This window comes from Methylobacterium sp. OAE515, from assembly GCF_041806315.1.
Classification (GTDB): Bacteria; Pseudomonadota; Alphaproteobacteria; order Rhizobiales; family Beijerinckiaceae; genus Methylobacterium; species Methylobacterium tardum.
Map to the genome: position 1 here is coordinate 4749047 of NZ_JBGMUV010000001.1, position 20867 is coordinate 4769913.

Below are 20867 nucleotides of genomic sequence, written 5' to 3' on the forward strand. Positions count from 1 at the left end.
TAGGAGGGGGGCGATGAAAATCATCGATAACACTTCGCTGCCTCTCGGCGACGATCTGAAGGCGACGGTGGGCCGCGGCACGCAACTGAAAATCGCCGCGTCGTGCTTTTCGATCTACGCCTTCGAGGCACTCAAATCAGAATTGTCGAAAATTGAGAACCTTGAGTTCATCTTCACTGCCCCGACCTTTGTGCCGATGGAAGTGACCGACCGTCTGCGCAAGGAGCGGCGAGAGTTCTTCATCTTTAAGACGACGCGAGAACGGGGGCTGTACGGAACCGAATTCGAGATACAGCTTCGCAACAAGCTGACCCAGCGAGCGGTCGCCCGAGAATGCGCTGAGTGGATTCGCAAGAAGGCGCGCTTCAGGTCGAACACGACTAGGGCGCCGATGCAGCAGTTCATTCATGCAGGATCGGAAGCAGGCGACGTCGCCTATATGCCGATTAGCGGCTTTACGGCCGTTGACCTGGGCTACCAGAAGGGTGACGCGGTCTCGAACTTTGTGACTCATATCGACGACGCTGCCCATACGCAGGTCTATCTCCAGCTCTTCAACCAAATTTGGAGCGACGCGCAAAAGGTCTGCGACGTAACGGCCGCTATCTGCGAACACATCGAGTCTATCTATCAGGACAATTCTCCAGAGAGAACATATTTTCACATTCTTTACAACATCTTCCAGGATTTCCTCGACGAGATCGATCAGGACGCGCTGCCGAATGACCTGACTGGCTACATGGACAGTCTCGTTTGGAACAAGCTGTTCAACTACCAGCGCGATGCAGCGACCGGCATTATCAACAAGCTGGAAATGCACAACGGCTGCATTCTGGCGGACAGCGTCGGCCTCGGCAAGACGTTCACCGCACTGGCAGTGATCAAATATTACGAGCTACGCAATCGGTCGGTTCTGGTGCTCTGCCCAAAAAAGCTTGCCGACAACTGGCGAAACTACAACACAAATCTGACAACGAACATCTTCGCTAAGGATCGCTTCAATTACGACGTCCTATGTCACACCGATCTCTCACGCACCTCGGGCGAGTCGTTCGGCATTCCGCTCAATCGCGTGAATTGGGGCAATTACGATCTCGTCGTCATCGACGAGTCTCACAATTTCCGGAACAATGACGTCTTCAAGGACCGTGAGACGCGCTATCAGAAGCTGATGAACAAGGTCATCCGCTCCGGCGTAAAGACCAAAGTTCTGATGCTCTCGGCAACGCCAGTGAACAATCGGTTCAATGACCTACGCAATCAGCTCGCCCTTGCCTACGAGGGGGAGTCCGAAAATCTCAGCCGGCACCTCAAGACCAAGACCGGCGTCGAGGAGATATTCCGGCGCGCCCAAAAGGCGTTCAATGCCTGGTCGGAGCTTCCGCCGCAGGACAGGACGGCCGCCGCCATCCTCAAGGCGCTCGACTTCGATTTCTTCGAGCTGCTCGACGCGGTGACGATCGCCCGGTCGCGCAAGCATATCGAGACGTTCTACGACACGAAGGAAATCGGCAAGTTCCCGCAACGCCGAAAGCCGCTGTCTTATCAATGCCCGATCACCTATCGGCCCGACGTGCTCGGGCTCAATGACATCTTTAGCCACCTGTCGGTGCTTAAGCTCGCCGTCTACGCCCCGATCAGCTACATCCTGCCGAGCCGACTGCGCAAATACGAAGAGATCTACGACACCCAGGTCGAGGGCGGCCGCGGCAAGCTGCGCCAGGCGGATCGCGAGCGGAGCCTTCAGGCTCTTATGACCACCAATCTGCTCAAACGGTTGGAAAGCTCCGTTGAAGCCTTCCGGCTAACCCTGCACGCGCTGGGCGGAAACATCTCGCAAACGCTCGATGCGATCTCGACCTTCGAGCGGACTGGGAGTTCGGCGACTGTCATCGACCATCTCGGCGACCCCGGCTTCGATGCGGATGACGAAGATCTGACCGGCCTCGACGAGTTCACGGTCGGCAGAAAGATCCAGATCAGCCTCGCGGACATGGACCTGCCATCGTGGAAGCACGACCTGGAGGCCGACCTCGCCCTGATCCGCGACCTGATTGCCTCGATGGACAAGGTCGGCCCCGACGACGACGCCAAGCTTCAGCACCTCATGGACATCATCACCCGCAAGGTGGCGGAGCCGATGAACCCCGGCAACCGCAAGGTCCTTATCTTCACCGCCTTCGCCGACACGGCGAAATATCTCTACGCCAACCTGACGCCGGCCTTCCTGCAATCCCACGGGCTCAATTCCGGCCTGGTGACGGGCTCCGACGCACCGAAGACCACGCTCAAGAAGGGGTACGATTTCCAGTCGGTCCTGACGCTGTTCTCCCCGCGCTCCAAGGAGAAGCACCTGGTCCTGCCGCACGAGGCCGGCGAGATCGACATCCTCATCGGCACGGACTGCATCTCGGAAGGTCAGAACCTTCAGGACTGCGACTATCTGATCAACTACGACATCCACTGGAATCCCGTGCGGATCATTCAGCGATTTGGGCGCATCGACCGCATCGGATCGCCCAACGCGGAGATCCAGCTTGTCAACTACTGGCCGGACATCTCGCTCGACGAATACATCAACCTCAAGGAGCGCGTCGAAAACCGCATGGTGATCGCCGACGTCACGGCGACGGGCGACGACAACGTGCTCACGGCCAAGAGCAGCGACATCGCCTACCGGAAGGACCAGCTCAAGCGCCTTCAGGAGGAGGCCATCGAGCTGGAGGACGTGCGGACCGGAATCTCGATCACCGATCTCGGTCTCAACGATTTCCGCATGGATCTCTTAAACCACATCAAGGAGAACGGCGACATTGAGCATCTGCCCAACGGCATGCACGCGGTCGTGCCGGCGCAGCCGGCGCTCGGGCTCATGCCGGGCGTGATCTTCGCGCTGAAGAACATCTACGACAGCGTGAACATCAACCAGCAGAACCGCCTTCACCCCTATTATCTGGTCTATGTCGGCAGTGATGGGAATGTCGTTGTCGACCATACCGAGGTAAAACGGCTGCTCGATCTGATACGCACGAGTTGTCGGGGCCGGGTTGAGCCGATCCAGGCGGTTTGCGGTCTGTTCAACGAGCGGACGCAGGACGGTCGGAAGATGGAGCAATGCTCCGCGCTTTTAAGCGCGGCGATCCGGTCGATGATCGAGGTAAAGGAGGAGAAGGACCTCGACAGCCTGTTCAGTGGCGGGCGGACCACGGCGCTGGTCCACACAATCGCCGGGCTCGACGATTTTGAGCTGATCGCCTTCCTCGTGGTGGAGGAGGTGCCTGCATGACCGCCGTCTTCTTCGACTATCCTAAGGCGGCCGCCTTCGGCCGCGTGGTGCCCAAGACGAGAATCTATGAGCACGCTGGCGCGAATACGGCGCTGAAGGACCTGTTCGTCACCCAGGTCGATCAGATCGCCTGGAAATTCAAGCTGGCGCCCGAGACCATCAACCTCGCCGCTACGCGAGCGGTGAGCGAGATTCAGGTGTTCGGCGTCAGCCTGCGGACCAACAAGCTGGACGACGAGGTGCTGCGCGCCATTGATCGCGCCATTCCTTTTCCGTTGATCTTCGAGCTCACCTGGTCGGGCAAGCGGAGAGCAGTTGCCGCCTTTAAGCGGCCGAGCGATGCGGATGCGGCCAAGTGGGTGGTCAGCGAGTATTTCGCGACCGACTGGGCGCCGGACGATGCGCCGCGCCAGCCCCTGCCGGTCGCGCTCAATCTCAATGGGCTTTACGAAGCGATTCTCACAGCCATGATGCCGGCACCGTCGGCGGCCGGCGAAGACATCCAGATACGCGTGGCGCGCATGGAAGCAATCCGGGCCAAGGCGCGGGAAGTGGGCCGGATCAAGACCCGCCTCGCCCGCGAGAAGCAATTCAACAAGCGCGTCGCCATCAATGCCGAGCTGCGCACGGCCAAACAAGAGCTGGAGCGCCTGACAGCAGGCGATCCCGTCGCGGGCTGCGGCGAGTGAGTAAAGGGAGACATATGGAAAAGCTGAAGATGCATAGCCCTAATTTGGCGCAGGAGAACATCGCAAAGATACGAGCGCTGTTTCCCGGCTGCGTGACGGAGGCGCAGGACGAAATCACGGGGCAGCTGCATCTGGCGGTTGACTTTGATCAGCTTCGGCAGGAGCTGAACGACCAGATCGTAGAAGGGCCGCAGGAGCGCTATCGACTAGATTGGCCGGGAAAACGGCAGGCCCTGGCCACAGCAAATGCACCTGTTGCAAAGACGTTGCGCCCGTCGAGGGAAGAGAGCGTTAATTTCGACGGGACACAGAACCTGTTCATCGAAGGGGATAATCTACTAGCATTGAAACTATTACAGGAAACCTATCTGGGTCAGGTCAAAATGATATATATTGACCCTCCATACAATACGGGAAATGATTTTATCTATAATGATAAATTCGACATGCCCTCTTCCGACTGGCTGCTTTCATCGAATCAAATTGATGATGTTGGAGATAGGCTTGTTTCTAATACAGAGTCGAATGGAAGGTTTCATTCCGACTGGCTGGGAATGATCTATGCGCGCCTGAAGTTGGTGCGAAACCTTCTTTCTGACAATGGGGCAATTTTTATATCAATAGGACAGGAGGAGCTTAGTGGCTTACTCCAGGTTTGTTTTGAGGTGTTTGGCGAAGAAAATTTCATAACCATATGCTCGCGAGTAATGAAGACCGGCGGCCAAAAGGGCACGCATTTTTCGCCGTCGGTGGACTACGTTCTTGTGTTTGCTAAGAACATTTTTGAATTGGCCCCCTTCAGGGAGCAGATTAGCCAAAACGTTATCGATAAGGTCTATACAAGTGTCGAAGAGACCGGTCCGCGCGCCGGACAGAAATATAGGTCGATGGGCCTATATCAGGCCATGTTGGATGCCCGCGCGAACCAACGCTATTTTATAGAGGATCCGGATGGAAATTTGCTCATTCCTCCTGGGTCGACCTTTCCGTCTGAAGGAAAAGAAGGGGCGAAAGTAACCCCCGTAGACGGAGACGGCGTTTGGCGATGGACCTATGATCGTTTCAAACAAGAGAAAGAGAACGGCAACATATCATTTGTTGCGTCAGACAGGACATCGTTGATCCACGCAGATGGCTCTAAGGCGAAGTGGAACGTCTATTACAAGATTTGGCTAGATGATCGGATGCGAGATGGGCAGCTTCCGGGAAATATTTTGGAAAAGTTCCAAAGCAGACATAGCTCTGCGGAGCTAAAAAAGATTGATATACCCTTTGAATTTGCAAAACCGACCGATCTGATAAAATTCTTCGCGACACTGGTTTGTGCCGAGAACAACGATCTTGTTCTAGATTTTTTTGCGGGATCTGGAACGACTGCTCACGCCATAATGGCTCAGTCTGCTGAGACTGGACAAAGGCTCCGCTGTATCAGCGTTCAATTGCCTGAGGCGATCAGTGAGAACGATGATGCGTTCAAGCAAGGCTTCAAAACTGTCTCAGAGATTTCGAAAGAACGCATACGCCGCGCAGGCAAAAAACTCCTTCAAGAGGAAGCACACCCGGATTGGAATAAGGACGTCGGCTTCCGCGTCCTCAAGATCGACGCATCGAACATGCAAGACGTCTATTATCGCCCGGATCAAGTTGATCAGAAGGACTTGCTCCACGCGGTCGACAACATCAAGCCGGACAGAACCGCCGAGGACCTGCTGTTCCAGGTGTTGGTCGATTGGGGCGTGGACCTGACGCTGCCGATCCGGTGCGAGACGGTGCAGGGCAAGGATGTCTTCGTCGTCGATGAGAATGCGCTGATCGCCTGCTTCGACACCGGCGTGACCGAGGAGCTGGTGAAGGAGCTTGCCGGTCGCGAGCCGCTGCGCGTCGTCTTCCGCGATAACGGCTTCGTGTCGGACGCCGTGAAGATCAACGTTGAGCAGGTCTTCCGCCAGCTTTCTCCCGGCACCGACGTCAAGTCGATCTGAGGGGGCAGGCATGAAGCTGAAATTCAAGGTCCAGCCCTATCAGACCCAGGCCGTGGACTCGGTGGTGGATTGCTTCGCCGGTCAGCCGCTGGTGAACGGCATCACCTACCGCATCGATCCTGGCCGAAAGGCGCAGGTGAGCGCCTTCGAGGAGGGCTTCAAGAACGCCGACCTGGTCCTGACCGACCTTCAGGTGCTGGCCAACATGAAGGACGTCCAGCGGCGGGAGAACCTGCCGATCTCTGACAAGCTGGTCTCCAGCGCCGGATGCAGGTTCAACCTCGACATCGAGATGGAGACGGGTACCGGCAAGACCTATTGCTACATCAAGACCATGTTCGAGATGAACAAGCGTTACGGCTGGTCGAAGTTCATCATCATGGTGCCCAGCATCGCCATCCGCGAGGGTGTCTACAAATCGCTCCAAATCACTGCTGACCACTTCACCGAAAGCTACGGCAAGAAGGCGCGCTTTTTCATCTACAACTCCAGGCGGCTGCACGAGCTGGAGAGCTTTTCATCGGACGCCAGCATCAACGTCATGGTGATCAACATCCAGGCGTTCAACGCCCGGGGAGCCGACAACCGCCGCATCTATGACGAGTTGGATGATTTCCAGTCGCGCAAGCCCATCGATGTTATCGCCAGCAACCGGCCGATCCTGATCCTGGACGAGCCGCAGAAGATGGAAGGCGCCGCCACGATGGAGGCGCTGCCGAAATTCAAGCCGCTGATGATCCTTCGCTACTCGGCGACGCACCGGACTGAGCATAACCGCATCCACCGGCTCGACGCGCTCGACGCCTATAGCCAGAAGCTGGTGAAGAAGATCGCTGTGCGAGGTATCCAGACCCGCGGTCTCGCCGGTACGAACGCCTATCTCTATCTCGAGGGCATCGACATCTCGAAGAAATCACCGGTGGCGCGGCTCGAGATCGAGGTTAGGCTGAAGTCCGGCGAGATCAAGCGCCAGCTCAAGCGTCTGGAGTTCCGTGACGACCTGTTCGCCGAGTCTGGGGAGCTGGACCAGTATCGCAACGGCTTCACCATCGCGCAGATCGACGCCCGCAACGATACGGTGGAGTTCACCAACGGCGTGGTGCTCCATGCCGGCGAGGCGACTGGCGATGTGTCCGAGCGCGACATAAGGCGCATCCAGATCCGGGAAACGATCAAGGCGCACCTCGACAAGGAAAAGCAGCTCTTCGCCCAGAGCATCAAGGTGCTGTCGCTCTTCTTCATCGACGAGGTGGTGAAGTACCGTGACTATGCCCAGCCCGACGAAAAGGGTGAATACGCCCGCATGTTCGAGGAGGAGTATGAGCTTCTCAAAGAGGAATTTATGTCGGAGCTGGTTATCGACAATGAGGCCTATCGCAAGCACCTGGCCGGAATCGACGCCGCGGCGACCCACAACGGCTACTTCGCCATCGACAAGAAAACGAACCGGCTAAAGGACCCCGTGGTTGGAGCAAAGGCGGTCGATTCTGATGATGTGGACGCCTATGACCTCATTCTGAAGGACAAGGAGCGGCTGCTGTCCTTCGGCGAGCCGACCCGCTTCATCTTTTCGCACTCTGCCCTTCGGGAAGGGTGGGACAATCCCAACGTCTTCGTCATGTGCATGCTTAAGCACAGCGACAACACGATCTCGCGCCGCCAGGAAGTCGGCCGCGGGCTTCGTCTGTCGGTCGACCAGAACGGCGACCGCATGGATAACCCCGCAGTGGTCCACGACATCAACGTGCTGACCGTCGTGGCCAGCGAGAGCTACACGGCGTTCGTCAGTGGTCTCCAGAAAGAGATCGCCGACACGCTGACCTCCCGTCCCCGGAAGGCGACCGAGGCCTATTTCACCGGGAAGACCATCAAGACCGAGTCCGGGCCGGTCGAGATCACACCGGCGATGGCGAAGCAGATCTATCGTTACCTGGTGAAGAACGACTATTCGGACGACGCCGATCAGATCACCACGGCTTACCACAAGGCCAAGGAGGCCGGGACGCTGGCGGCGTTGCCGAACGATCTGAAGCCTCACGCGGATCAGATTTTTCAGATCATCGACAGCGTGTTCAACGATGCCCAGTTACCGAAGGTGGACGATGGCCGGAAGCCCAAGACCAACCCGCTGAACGACAATTTCGAGAAGAAAGAGTTCCAGGAACTTTGGCGACGGATCAATCAGAAGGCCGTCTATCGGGTCGAATTCGATTCCGACGAGCTGATCCGCAAATGCGTGAACGCGCTCGACAGCCAGCTCCGTGTCACGCCGCTTCAATACACCGTGCAGATCGGCATTCAGGGCGACGGGCTGACCGATGAGCAACTGAAGGCCGGCGAAGGCTTCTCGCTCACCGGCTCGACGACCGAGCGCGGCGGTTCAATCCATTCCCTCGTAAAATACGACCTTCTCGGCAAGGTCGCCGAGAATACGGAGCTGACGCGCAGGACCGTGGCCGACATCCTCACGGCAATCCAGGCCAGCGTTTTCGGCCAGTTCAGGGAGAACCCCGAGCACTTCATCGCGGAGGCTTCGCGGATCATCGCCGAGCAGAAAGCCACGATAATCATCGAACGGCTCGCCTACGACGGCCTGTCCGAGCGGTACGACGTGGACATCTTCACGGCCAATCAGACCAGGCAGGATTTCTCGAAGGCCAGCGCCAAGCTGAAGCACCACATCTACGATTATGTCGTCACGGATTCGGACATCGAGCGCAAATTCGCCGGTGAGCTTGATGCCAGCAGCGAGGTGGTGGTCTATGCCAAGCTTCCCCGTGGCTTCCTGATCCCGACGCCGGTCGGCGACTACAATCCAGACTGGGCAATCTCCTTCAAGGAAGGCAGCGTCCGGCACATCTACTTCGTCGCCGAGACAAAGGGCAGCATGTCCTCGATGAAGCTACGCGAAATCGAGAACACCAAGATCGCGTGTGCGCGAAAGTTCTTCAACGAGATCGGGCGGCGCGTCATCGAGGATCAGGTCAAGTACGACGTCGTCACCAGCTACGAGAAGCTGATGGATATTCTCGGGCGCGCAGCCGCCTGAAGCCAAACCAGGATCAGGGGCGGCTCCTGGCTCCATAGGCGAGCCAAAACGTGATCCGCTCCCACCTTGGTGCGGGCGGATCATGCAGCCGCCGACAGCCATAGTGGAGTGGACCCCGTTTGACCGGACAGGCGGCAGGGTGGGTTTAGACACTCAGAGCGAAGTACTCGTTGGGCGAGAGAAAGCGTAGCCCGGAGTGCGGGTGGACGGTGTTGTCGTCCTCGAACCACGCCGGCAGGAGGGCTATCGCGGTCTCGGCATCCGGCAGGATCGCGAGCTTGGCATATTCGCGCCGCAACGTCTTTACGAACGCCTTCGAGATGCCGTTCAACTGGGGCGAGCGCACCGGCGTGAAAGCGAGGCGCAGTCCCAGGGCAGTGGCCATCTCCCGGGTCGGCTTGGCGATGTGGGCCGAGCCATTGTCCGACAGCCACTCGATGGGGTGAGCCGTGCGCGTCGCGCCGAACCGGGCCTCGACGCAGGCCAGCATCAGGTCGCGCACCATCTCCCTGGGTCGCCCGTCGTGGTCGCCGACCAGGCGATCACCTCGCGGTCGCAGGCTTCGAGGGCGAACAGCACCCGCACGACGGCCCCGTCCCGGCAGTGCAGTTCGAGATGGTCCGAGCACCAGCGCACGTTCGAGCGCAGCGCGGTCACGACGCCGTCATGGGTTCGGCCGGGACGAAGCGCGGTATGCGGAGCCAGCGTCAGGCCTGCGCCCGCATGATCCGCAGCACTTGCTCGGCGCTGACGACCGCCCCACCCTCGCTGCGCCGCACTCTCAAGAGCTTATTTGACGTAGTGAAATGCGTTTTAGGAGCATTGCTTTTGGTATATCGGCGTCACACTTTGGGTCGCGATTGACGCCTATCGCGAATGCACTTTTTATCAAATAATTATCAAGCCAATGAGTTTGGGAGCTTTGACGGAAATTTCATTCTTTTGCGCCTATTCGCAATCATAATTATCTAAGTCCTTACCGAAGTCAGTTTTTATTATATTTCAGCAATAAATCGAAGATCATATGTAATTTATTTAATTAATTTGGGAAAATATTACAGATTTACAGCCTGAAACCAGCTCAATACTGGAGTTGACCAATCGTCAGCGTACAAGATGAGGGCGCCAAACTGATGAGCGAAAAGGTATTGAGCCTGGCCGTATAAGGCAGCATCATCCTGTAGATGGGGCACGATGATGTAGGCACCAGCCGCGGGGGTGCCCCCCATCCGTAAGCTATCTCGGTAACGATGGATATCACCAAGGGCGTCGTGCACAGGCTTCCGTCCCGACCGGTACTTGGCGTCGAGGATCAGCCAGGACACGATATCGTCGCCCTTCCATAGGGCCAACACGTAATCGGGAATGGCTTGCGCACTGAGGCTCGCCAGAGGGCGCGATGCGTTTGTAGGCTCGGCAGAATGGAACAGAGGTTGATATGTGAGCTCCAGGCGCTGGTCATGTGGCCCCTGCCACACCCATCTTGTCCGATCTTCCGGGCGATCTTCGAGATCGTATTTCTTGATGGAGGCCACTTTGCCGGGAGCCCAGTCCGCTGAAAGATAACTGCCAAGCTGGGCCGCGAGGCGATAGAGAACTAGGATTTCAAAGAGATCGTAGCTATTTTTCAGAGCAGCGAAGATGTTCTGTCCCGGAGCATATGCCAAACCGGGATTGAGAAGGCGCTGTCCGCATCGATGGAGTGCCAGAAAGAGAGGCTGGTCTGGTAGTGCCTGAAGGACAGCGTCGCTCAGGGGTTCCGGGTGCACCGATCGAAACAGTGTCGTCTTCAGCACCGCCCCGATTCTGGCGTTCGCCTGTTCAACACGCGACGCCAGTTTTTTTGCGTAGGCTTTAACGGCATCGTCGGGAATGCCGTGCTGGCGCGGTGATGCAAGCGTTTTGGCGGTTGCGGCCATGCGTGCCTGCACTCGGCGGAGCAGATGTACGATGTAGCGGGTGATAGGATGATCGGTGGAGGTCAGGGTTTCTGGCTGATCAGCCATTGCGCGCGGATTAGGTAACGCGTCAGTTGGTGCTTCTCCCCTCACGCCGGCCAGCTCAAGCGGATGCCGCGCCAGCCAGCGAACGGTCCTGAGATCAGCGCCACGGCTTAGACTCAGGGGGCGCACCGTACGAACGCGTCTTACGAGCGTCGGGGGATCGGCCAGCAGCCGCGTCAGCAGCCTTTCCAGCAATGGCAGTTGATGTTCAATGATGGCCGGGTGTACCGCGACTAAAGCATCGTCGGTGAGCCCGCCGGCGCCCGCTCCCGGCGACATGCCCCAGGGTAGTGCAAGAGAGATGTCACTGAGCTCCTTGATCAGCGCGTTCCAACCGCCCGGCGTCAATTTCTGCTGATGCGGACCTACGTCGAGCGTAAAGTCGTGGTGCTCTAGCCCGTCAAACAGAGAGAATGATGTGCGCCCAGCCCAGCTGTCGATCCGATGAACGAACCGGGCTTTGAATTGTCCGTCCGCCTGCTGCAAGCTCTCCGGAGCAAGTCGCTCGCCGCGGAGCTGAAGCTGCGGCAGGTCGGCCGTGCGGCACACCACAACCACGCAGTCCCCTTCCGAACAAAAAAACCCCTCTGGACCTTCGCACAGAGGCACCTCGACCCCGTCGACCAGCCGGAAGAGCTCGGGCGCGCTCAATACCAGAATCTCACGGCACCCATTTCCTGTAGCGTCGCCCGCATCTGGGTGAGCTTGTCGGTGCAGCGCATCAGATTGGCGGCCTTGGTCACCTCAAGCGCCTTATCGATCGCTTTAGGTAATTCGCCGCCGCTGTCGCCGCGCACCTTGGGAAGCACCTTCGCTAAGATGGCGGCATCGAGCGCGATTTCGTGCTCGGCTTCCGGATAGGCCATGACAAAGCCAAGTACCTCGTCGCAGGTACGATAGCCGAAGTGACGACGGGCTGGCTTAAGGGCCTCTGCCAGCTGCTTCAGCACCGGTTGCAAGAGGTCGACTGCGGTCTTGGCGTTCTCTCTTGCCGCCGCAACCTGGGACCAGCGTTCGAGATCGACGTCCCAGAACTCGAAGGTGAATGCCCGGTCCAGAACCTTGTCCGAAAACGGATATGTCGTTTCGTCCATGTTGACGGTGCCCATGACAAACAGGTTGCCCGGCCAGGCGATCGAGGACGGAATGGCATCAACAGCATCTCGGTTGGCGTGGATAGTCAAACGGCCGTTGCCGCCTTCCATAGCGGACAGGAAAGGCGCGAAATAGTGCTCGACACGCGCAAGGTTCATCTCGTCGAGACAGAGAAAGTACGGCTTATCAGGATTGGTGTGTGCAGCGAGCAGAAGCTGCAGAGCTGGAGTTTCTTGGAAGGTTGGCGGATTTGCCAGCGGATTGACGAAGCCGAGCAGGCCCGTGGGATCGGTCCAATCCGGCCATACGGCGACCTGAGCGTAATGTGCCTTCATCTCAAGGCTACGCGCTTCGCAGTAAGCTTGGGCGTATCCACGCGCGATCGACGTTTTGCCCGTGCCTGAAAGACCTGCCAGTAGGACGAAGCGCTTGCCTTGCGCGGAATGAAGCGCGGCATGCAACATGCGAATCTGGGCATCGGTAAAGACCAACGTTTTCAGCCGATCGTCTTGATGGAAGCGCGTCAGGATGGCGTCAACCGACGGTGTGACAAAGTCAGGAACCAAAGACGTCGCTTCTTCCTGGGCGACTTCTTCTAGCGCTTTTTCATCAGGCAATTCATTGCTGAGCAGAAGCGACGGAATTTTTATTTCATTCGGCAGGCCGCTGCGCCAGTACTCGCCCGATTCAGTGAGTTTGATGAGAGCCTGTTTACCCACGCCTTTGATCTCGACAAGGCCAAGATCGCGCATCCAAGTTATTAGCTGATTTGGCGCGAAGTCTGTCGTCCACCGGGGATAGTAGCTGCGGCACTTTTGCGATGTCTCAAGCCGTGTAAGCGTGCCCGCATATCCCAAATCGTCGAGAATATGAGCGAACCCGAAAACGGTTCTTACCATAATGGGTGTCAGCACGTCGGCTGGCGGTTCACCTTCAAGAAGAGCTTTGCCAGCGGCAGTCGGACGATACGTTCCTCCCTCAACTGACAGCAGGCCCAAAGACGGGGCCTGCGACAGCACGTTAACGCGGGAGGCGCTGCTGAGTGTCGGAACTTCATCGGCGATCTGATGTAGCAGTGACTCACGATCGTTGCCGTTCTCCGCGCCTCGAACAATTGAAAGTAGCAATGCTAAATTATTAGAGACATAGCTGATACCTTTACGCTGGACCTTTGCTGGAAGAATGGCGAGCTGCGGGGTGTCGGTGACTTTTGTGCCAACGACTTCAGGCTTGGTTATGGCCTCAGGTTGTTTCGGATTGAGCTGCTTCCAGACATGCCAAGAAAATTGACTATACAGGACGTGGTCGGTCGGCGATGCCTCGGGTCCCAAGGCTTCTCGTAAGGCTTGCCTGGAGATGACGTGCTGTCCGATAAAGCCAAGCCCCTGGGTTGGCTGTTCTAGCCATACCCTGAATTTATTAGTTCGTACGCTATCGACCAAGCACAACATCTCCTCTGGGCGAAGTCCCCAAAATAGACGGGCCAATCTAGCCCATGGCCTTCTCAAATTATGTCGAGGAGAAACCAAACCGATAAGTCTGTTGTATTCTGCATCCAGGTGGCTGGCGCGACTGATGACATCTTGGGATGGTATCCACTGCTTCAGCTGCCAGAGCACCTCGACGATTTCTACGTCTTGGTAGGCACCAGGTACTGTCACCGAATTGCCTGGTCCTATGCTGGCGATGTCGTCGAGCTCCCACAAAAAACGTTGAAATTCGGGCGTCCGGAACTCTTGTTCCGTTACGGAAGAAATTTTCGCAAAATCTGTTAGGCAGGACGCCTCCCAGCCAGGATCGTGGTTAGGCAGAAAGGCATCATTATAGCTCGCTTTTACTTCTTTAATTTTTGCCAGCTGCATGCCTTTTCCTCAATGTTGACCACTTAAACCGTCCGCCGCATAGGCTTCCGCCCAGCAGAAGACGTTCGCTAGCCGCATCTCGTCGACACTGCGCGCGACGAGGTCGAGCAGGCCGGGCGAGGCGATCAGCACAGCAAGACAGCGCGCGCGGCTGATCGCGACGTTGAAGCGGTTGCGGGAAAGCAGGAAAGCGGCGTCCCGCGGCATGTCTTCGGCGCCGGAGGTTGCCATTGAGACCAGCACCACTTCCGCCTCCTGGCCCTGGAAGCGGTCAACGGTGCCGACCCGGGCGCCTTCGGGCAAATGCGCGCGTAGGAGGTTGACCTGCATGTTGTAGGGCGCGACCACAAGGATGTCGGCGAGTTCGAGCTGGCGCTCTTTCCCGTCTCGCCCAATGACACGCTGGCCGAGGACGCTCTCGAAAAGCGCAACTACTTCGACTGCTTCTTCCTCGGATTTCTGCCGGCAGCCGGTGTGCGTCACCGGGTAAAAGGCAAGGCCAGTCGCTTTAAGCACTGGATGGGCATCGCGGTTCAACACCAACCGCTGCACGGCACAGCCGGCTTCTGACTGAAGCTGTCCGTCATAAACCGCGGCGGAGACGAAGCGGCAGAGATCGGGGTGCATCCTCCACGTCTGTGAGAGGAAGATGCCCCGTTCGGGCGGCACCACCGCGTGTCCCTCAAGCAGATAGTCGAGGGCGGACAGACCGCTCTCGCGTGGATGCGCGCCCTGGATGGGTTGGGCGAGCTGCATCTGATCGCCGATGAGCACAACCGACTTCGCCGCCTGCGCCATCGCAACCAGATTTCCGAGTGAAACCTGCCCTGCTTCATCTACGAACAGCACGTCGCGACTAGCCTGCAACTCCTCCCGCGCGAACAGCCAAGCCGTGCCGGCCAAGATAGGCATGGCCGAATCAATCTTCTTGTTGTCGGTCACGCTCTGGATGAAGCCAGCGCCCTCATAGCCGTCGCCCTCGCCATCTTTTTTCTGACCGCGGATCCCGGGCCGCCGCCCCTCTTCGATCAGCCGGGCCTCGACCGCGTGCAGAACATTGTCGATGGCCTTGTGGCTGTTGGAAGCGATACCGACAGTCTTACCTTCGGCAATCAACGCCGCAATCAAGTGCGAGGTTGTGTATGTTTTGCCGGCCCCCGGCGGCCCTTGGATGACCAGCCAGGAGCGGTCTAGTCTGCGCACGGCGGCGATGGCGGCTGTCAGCAAGCGGCGTGGGTCGTCCCGCGCATCCAGCGCGATGATGGGCAGGCCCGATTCCCGGCCTGAAATGCGCGGCGGCTCGCGGCGAAGGAGGGCGGCGACATGGGAAAAGGCAGCCCCGCCCTTGGCGACGTCCGCAGCCACTCGCCATACCGCAACCCGAAGCACGTCAGTGCCGATCGGTCCGCCGGGGATGAGACAGGCGGCTTCGGGCAGCGGGCCGGCCTTGCTGCCGCGTTTGACGGTCACCCTGCGAGTGGCCTCGTCAATCGCGATGATGGTACCAGCAGCTTCCCCCGTCGCAGCGAGATATATGGCACTGCCCTTGCGCAGCTTGGTCTCCTGCTCGGGATAGCGGAAGCGGAAGGTCAGGCTGCGCTTATCGGCGCCGATCCAGTCATCCCCGTCGCGAATGCAGCCACCGAGGCAGTCCTCGTCATCCTGCAGCTCTTCCGCGCCGCGGTCCTGGCGATCGAAGAAGGACCACCAGGCCGGCTTGGCCTCGCGGCGGTGGAAGCCTACCAGATCCGCCATGAGCTGCCGGGCGGCGAAATCCGGCGCGGTTGCATCGCCTGCAATCGATGTTTCTAGCTCGGACTGGGCCCGCTCACGCGCCTCTCGGTTCAGGCGATTCTCGCGCTCCTCAATGGTTTCGACGACGACCGCTTCCGGCGCGGCGACGATGCCTGCAACTTCCGCCAACTGCGCGAGCCAGTTCCGCAGCAACAGCGTCGAGAGGCAGTCATCGCGGTTGTAGTCGCGAATAGCATCGAGGCTCCGTTGCTCGCTGGTCTGCCGCCAGTGATCGTAGATGACGAGACTGTCCCCACCGGAGACGACCTCGGTGGTGCGCTTGGGCATGTAGAACCGCTCAAGGCTTTTGATCGAGTAGCTGGCCTCGCCCACGCGCACGCCTTCGCGCACAACCTGGTAGAGATCGATCATGCGCTCGGCGCGCAGCAGCTTGTCGACGGCTTCCTCGGCGACAGCATGCATCGAAGCTAGGCGTCGAAGCGCGGTCTTCTCGTAAGGCGCGTAGTGATAGAGATGCGCTCCGGGCGCCCGCTCCAGACGCCGCGTCAGAAACGCCATCAGCTCGGCAAGAGCGACCTTTTCTTGTGCTCGGTCATGCGCCCAGATGGCAAGGAACCGGCAGGCTGGATGCCCGGGCACGGGCTCACCTTCGGTATCGCCGGGCTGCGCCTGCCAGAGGATGCCGCAAAGATATTCGAGACCACCCGGATGCATGGGGTCGCCTTCGAAGTCGAAGAAGAGATCGTCGGGGTCGGAAGGCGGCAGGCGCGCCAGCCCCTGGCCGCCAATGGGCGGCAGGAGCTCGTAGATACCCCGTTTTTCGGCTGCGCTTTGTTTTTGCAGGCGGGCCTGCTGGATAAGTCGAGCGAGTGTCTCGCTGCCGATGCCAGCAATACGGCTCTCAGCGCATGAACCCAGCAGCGCGGCAGTCGTTACCCCAGCGGTCAGCAGATTCTGGCGTTGCTTGCGCGTGATGCCGGCGACGCGGCTCAGATGGTCGGCGGCTTCCCAAGCGGTTTCGCAACTGGGCGCCCAATCACACTTGCCGCAGTAGGCGCAGGGCTCAGGCAGCAGGCCCGTCGGCAGTTCATCGGCAAAGCGTTCGAGTCTTGTCGCGGCACGGCGGACGTAGTGGCGGACCTCTGACAGCCGGAAGCGCTCGACGACGTATGGCGTGGTGGGGTCGCGGCTACTGAGCATCAGCGCACCGAACTCAGCGACGCGGCCCTGCACTTTTCCGAGCAAATCACCGTATAGCGCGATTTGCATCACGTGTTCGGGTTTGGCGTGATGTGCCAGTTTGGCGTCCCAGGGTTCGTAGGACCATTGCCAGCGTTCACAGGGCTGATCGACGCGCACGAGGTAGTCGGCGTAGCCGATCCAGTGGCGATCAGCCAAGGCCGCCTGCGTTATCAGCCGCGCGCCTTCGCTCATAGCCCGATCGGTTTCGGCCATCCGGCTTACCAGCGAGCCGGAAGAGATCTGCACAGGCGGGCCATGATCGCGAGCAAGCGCGGTCGTGCAGTACGCTTCGTGCTCGTAACCCTTACGCTGAATCAGCTCGGCCTGCGGATCGGCCGCGCTCAACGCCGCTTCACGCAAGCCACGCCGATGCTCCAACGTCCAAGCGGCTGATGCGGAGCAACCGAGAAACGTTGCCAAAAAAGTGGGCGAGAGGCGGCTCATTACTGGCCGTGCCGATCCCGTCATAGCCCCCTCCTCGGCAATCTAACGTTGATAGAGCTTGATGGTGCCGACGAAACGGCACGGCGGCAAGTTGCTAATCCGCCCGGAGCCTGGAAAAACAGCAGGGTATAGCGGCGCACCTCTGCCCTTTGCAGAGAACTGGGTCGAGCGTTCGTCACGTCGAACCGCTTCTTCCTCGACCTTCACCCAGAGCCACGCTGCTGACGTCGCATTTGAGACGCTAAAGGGCTAAGCGATTTCGCCGATTTGTTGAAGATAATCGAGACAGGGCGCCACCACGTCATCCCATTGCCTAGCTAGCATAGAGCGAGCCGGATGATGAAAGAAGAAAGCCAGCATATCAATCCCAGCAACCTCTACAGCTGCGCCATGCGGAATTTGTGGAGCTTGAATATTAGCCCATTGAATACCTTCGGTTGCCAGCGCATTGAGAAATGACCTCTTCAGCTTCGCTCCATGAAATATTGCCAATCTGGGTCTTATCAGAAGAAGCTCTGCTAAAAGATGGCGTGCGCAATTTGTCATCATGGTGGGCGTAGCTAGCGAATTCGCATTGACAACGTTGGCTGGAACACATTTTACGAGGTTAGGTTGTACGATCCTATCGAGGACGCAGTCCGGCGTGTTTGGATTTGCCGCTTTCCTACATTGCCCTGTTTGCCAACAGGTGTTGCAGACAGCGCCTTGCGGACCAAGGAACGCGGCTGCGGTTTTAACGACACCTTTGTAGTGCGGATTGAAATTGTGTCCCTGTATTTGGTAGTAATCGATTATGTTAAATGTCCTCTGATAATAATCGTTGGAAATATTATCTCGATGATCGATTCCAATACAAACTATCTTTGGAATAAAACTGCCGTATTTTGACCCAACGAAGCTCATTGAGCATCCTGATCCACCATTCATATTGCCGTTAGTGGATGCGTTGCATTGACCGAATGACGGACAGGCAAAAGCAGATGGTAGAATATTGCGACCGGCGGCCAAACTCGTAAGATCATCAATCAAAGGCATTGGCTACCTCAAGCGCATTGGTTGAACGGCGCAGTACTCTATGACAGATATATTCTTGTCGGCAGCTGAGTTCAAACATCTGAAGGCAGCCACCCGTCCAACACCATCGCCTCGACGCTTTCATAGATGCTGATCTCCAGGGTGCGACGATCGATAACCCGCATAACCCCATTGAGGATGTCTTCGCTGGAAATCACGCCTCGTTGCCCGTTCGCATGTTTGAGGCGTAACTCGGTTACGCCGTCGACGTCGAAGGCCATCACGGCTGCCGCAGTCTTCCAGATCGCATCTTCGTTCATCGCACGATCCCGGCTGTAAAGCCGATTGCCGTCTGGTTTGCACCCGGCTTCGCCGCCACCTCGGCGGCCAGCATCTCCAGGAGCGCGGTAGGGTCTCGCTTGCCCAGAACCGTCGCCTTCCGGGCCACGACCGTGAAGTCGCCGCAAGCGAGCGGATTGAGGCGGTCGAGGCCAGGCGGCGGCGCGATGCCGAACTGGCGCAAGAAGGCCGTGTGCGCCTGATCTGCGCTCATCGGATGGAATTCAACCTTGAACAGGAAGCGGCGGAGCGTCGCTGGGTCGAGGCTGTCCATCAAGTTGGTTGTACAGCAGAACGGATGCTGAGCTGCCTCCATGCGCGTCAGCATCTCGTTGACCTGACTGACTTCCCAACTGTGGTGGGCGCCGGCACGGTCGCGCAGGAGACTATCGACCTCGTCGAGGATCAGCATGGCGCGGCGGTCCGCGGCTTCCTCGAAGGCGGCCGCAATCCCCTTTTCCGTGCCACCGACCCACATGGACAAGAGATCGGAAGCCCGCCGCTCGACGACATCGAGTCCGAGCCGCCTCGCGAGGTGGCGGGCATAGGCGCTTTTGCCAGTGCCTGGGAGACCGTAGAAGCAGAATGACAGTGCCCGGTCGGACCCGGCTGCGATCCGATCGGCCAGTGCGGCCAAGTCGTGATCCGCCGCCGATAGTGCTGGGTCGAAGGACGTGTAAGCTGGCTCGGCTGCGATAGCACGTCCGCAAGCCATCGCGGCCGCAACTGAAGTGGCAGCTCGTAGCGAGTCCTCGGCGCCGCCGCCTGTAAGCTTCGCGACGCGCAGACCGGCGTCGAGTACCGCGGGAGAGGTTTCGAGTGCCGCCACGCGGTCGAGATCGGCGGAGCCTAGCCGTAGCTTGTTACGACGTGCCATCCGATCGAGCATGCGGCGGCGCCCCTCGTGGCCGAGCACTGGTAGGCGCAACGCGAGCGACATCCGACGCATCACGGCCGGGCCGAGACGATCGGGGTGATTGGTGATCCAGAGCGTCGGTGCCTCAGTGGTCTCGACGAGGCGGTTCATGAACACCTTCGAGCCCGCGCGCAGACGACCATCGTCGCTGTCCACGCCGGTGAAGATGTCGTCGGCCTCGTCCATTACCAGCAGTACGCGACCCGCCCGTCCAGCAAGCGCGCGAGCAACTGCGAAGGCACAGATGCGCTCGTTCCGGTGCGGCTCCCCCGCTTCGCTGTCCGTCTCGCCGACGAAGGAGGCTCGTGCACCGAGCCTCGCTGCGAGCGTGCGAGCGAACTCGCTCTTGCCCGTGCCGGGCTCGCCGTAGAGGAGGATGTTGACGCCCTTACTCCGCTCCCGGAAGGCCCCCTCGACCAGCCGCTCGGCAAGGTCACGCATGGGGCCGAGATGGGCGAAGTCGTCCCAGCCAAGCCGTGGGCGCTCGGTACGGCCGAGTAGCGCCTCTCGGAGCACCACCGGACCGGCTGAAGCCATGCGGGCGACCCGCAACACCATTCTGGACGGTGCAAAATCTCCACCGTTGCGATCCTCGACGAAACCCAGCAGGCACAAGGGCTGGTTGCGCTTCAGGCGTCCCTCAATCGTCTCAGTGCCCTGTCCGAGAAGGGCGGCCAGCGCACGGATGCCGATCTCGTCGCGGCCGGGCGAATTTCCCGCGGTGACCTGCGCGAGCGTGTGGAAACGCCGATCGAGGGCCGCCCGCACCGTCAAGCTTAGGATAGCCGCGTCGAGGCGGTCGAGCGCCAGTGTCTCGATTAGCCAGTCAAGGCGGCGCTGCAAGCTCGACCGTGCCGGACGCTGCTTCGAGGGACGCACGCGGTCCAGGATCGGCGCGAGTAGGTTCCAGCTCTCCTGGTCGATACGGCCACACCCGGAATCATAGGCATCACGCGAGAGGTTTGGGAGCGGCTCACAGGCGAGTTCGCTAGCATGCCGCACCAGCCACGCGACGAAATCGCGATCGGGTCGGGACTTCTCATGCTGGATGCGCTTTAGCACGAGATCCGCGTCCGAGACGCGCAGGTCGTTTTCGTCGGCTACATACCCACCGCGCGCCGCCGCATAGGCGTAGCCGCGCAGAAGATGTTGTTCGAAGGGATGCATCGCGCCGCTCGTTTTCCTGTATCG

At 58.9% G+C, this 20867-nt stretch carries 10 protein-coding genes and 1 pseudogene; 4 read left to right on the top strand and 7 right to left on the bottom strand.

What is annotated here, in order from left to right; genetic code table 11:
* Positions 1-13 precede the first annotated feature (13 nt).
* The 4 genes from ABIE45_RS23250 to ABIE45_RS23265 are packed head-to-tail and all read left to right on the top strand — an operon-like array spanning position 14 to position 9006.
* Positions 14-3286 carry a helicase-related protein gene (locus ABIE45_RS23250; protein WP_192710576.1) on the top strand — a complete coding sequence of 1091 codons (3273 nt, stop codon included), beginning with the start codon at positions 14-16 and terminating at the stop codon, positions 3284-3286.
* Entirely contained in the window at positions 3283-3975 is a 693-nt protein-coding gene (locus tag ABIE45_RS23255; protein WP_192710575.1) for a DUF4391 domain-containing protein, read from the top strand. Before ABIE45_RS23250 ends, ABIE45_RS23255 begins: the two co-directional genes overlap by 4 nt.
* A gap of 14 nt (positions 3976-3989) precedes the next feature.
* Complete coding sequence (locus ABIE45_RS23260; protein WP_192710574.1) at positions 3990-5957, top strand: site-specific DNA-methyltransferase; 1968 nt, start codon at positions 3990-3992, stop codon at positions 5955-5957.
* A gap of 10 nt (positions 5958-5967) precedes the next feature.
* Positions 5968-9006: a DEAD/DEAH box helicase family protein gene (locus tag ABIE45_RS23265; protein ID WP_192710573.1), complete on the top strand. Its 3039-nt coding sequence runs from the start codon at positions 5968-5970 to the stop codon at positions 9004-9006.
* A gap of 145 nt (positions 9007-9151) precedes the next feature.
* On the opposite strand, the pseudogene ABIE45_RS23270 reads toward ABIE45_RS23265, so the two are convergent.
* The 7 genes and pseudogenes from ABIE45_RS23270 to ABIE45_RS23300 all read right to left on the bottom strand — a co-directional run.
* Positions 9152-9794, bottom strand: a pseudogene (locus ABIE45_RS23270) (DDE-type integrase/transposase/recombinase); the annotation flags it as partial.
* Positions 9795-10061: 267 nt separating this feature from the next.
* Positions 10062-11660, bottom strand: coding sequence for a nuclease domain-containing protein (locus ABIE45_RS23275; protein ID WP_192710572.1), 1599 nt, complete (start codon positions 11658-11660; stop codon positions 10062-10064).
* Positions 11657-13966, bottom strand: coding sequence for a hypothetical protein (locus ABIE45_RS23280; protein WP_192710571.1), 2310 nt, complete (start codon positions 13964-13966; stop codon positions 11657-11659). The genes ABIE45_RS23275 and ABIE45_RS23280 overlap by 4 nt, the downstream gene beginning before the upstream one ends.
* A 9-nt stretch (positions 13967-13975) precedes the next feature.
* Positions 13976-17323, bottom strand: coding sequence for a TM0106 family RecB-like putative nuclease (locus ABIE45_RS23285; RefSeq protein WP_192710570.1), 3348 nt, complete (start codon positions 17321-17323; stop codon positions 13976-13978).
* A gap of 333 nt (positions 17324-17656) precedes the next feature.
* A complete protein-coding gene (locus ABIE45_RS23290) occupies positions 17657-18442 on the bottom strand; it encodes a uracil-DNA glycosylase family protein (protein WP_373622565.1) in 786 nt (261 codons plus the stop codon).
* 71 nt (positions 18443-18513) lie between these two features.
* Positions 18514-18741 carry a hypothetical protein gene (locus ABIE45_RS23295; RefSeq protein WP_192710568.1) on the bottom strand — a complete coding sequence of 76 codons (228 nt, stop codon included), beginning with the start codon at positions 18739-18741 and terminating at the stop codon, positions 18514-18516.
* The gene (locus ABIE45_RS23300) at positions 18738-20843 is read right to left on the bottom strand and encodes an AAA family ATPase (protein ID WP_192710567.1); all 2106 of its coding nucleotides are present in this window, start codon (positions 20841-20843) and stop codon (positions 18738-18740) included. The genes ABIE45_RS23295 and ABIE45_RS23300 overlap by 4 nt, the downstream gene beginning before the upstream one ends.
* Between the last annotated feature and the right edge of the window lie 24 nt (positions 20844-20867).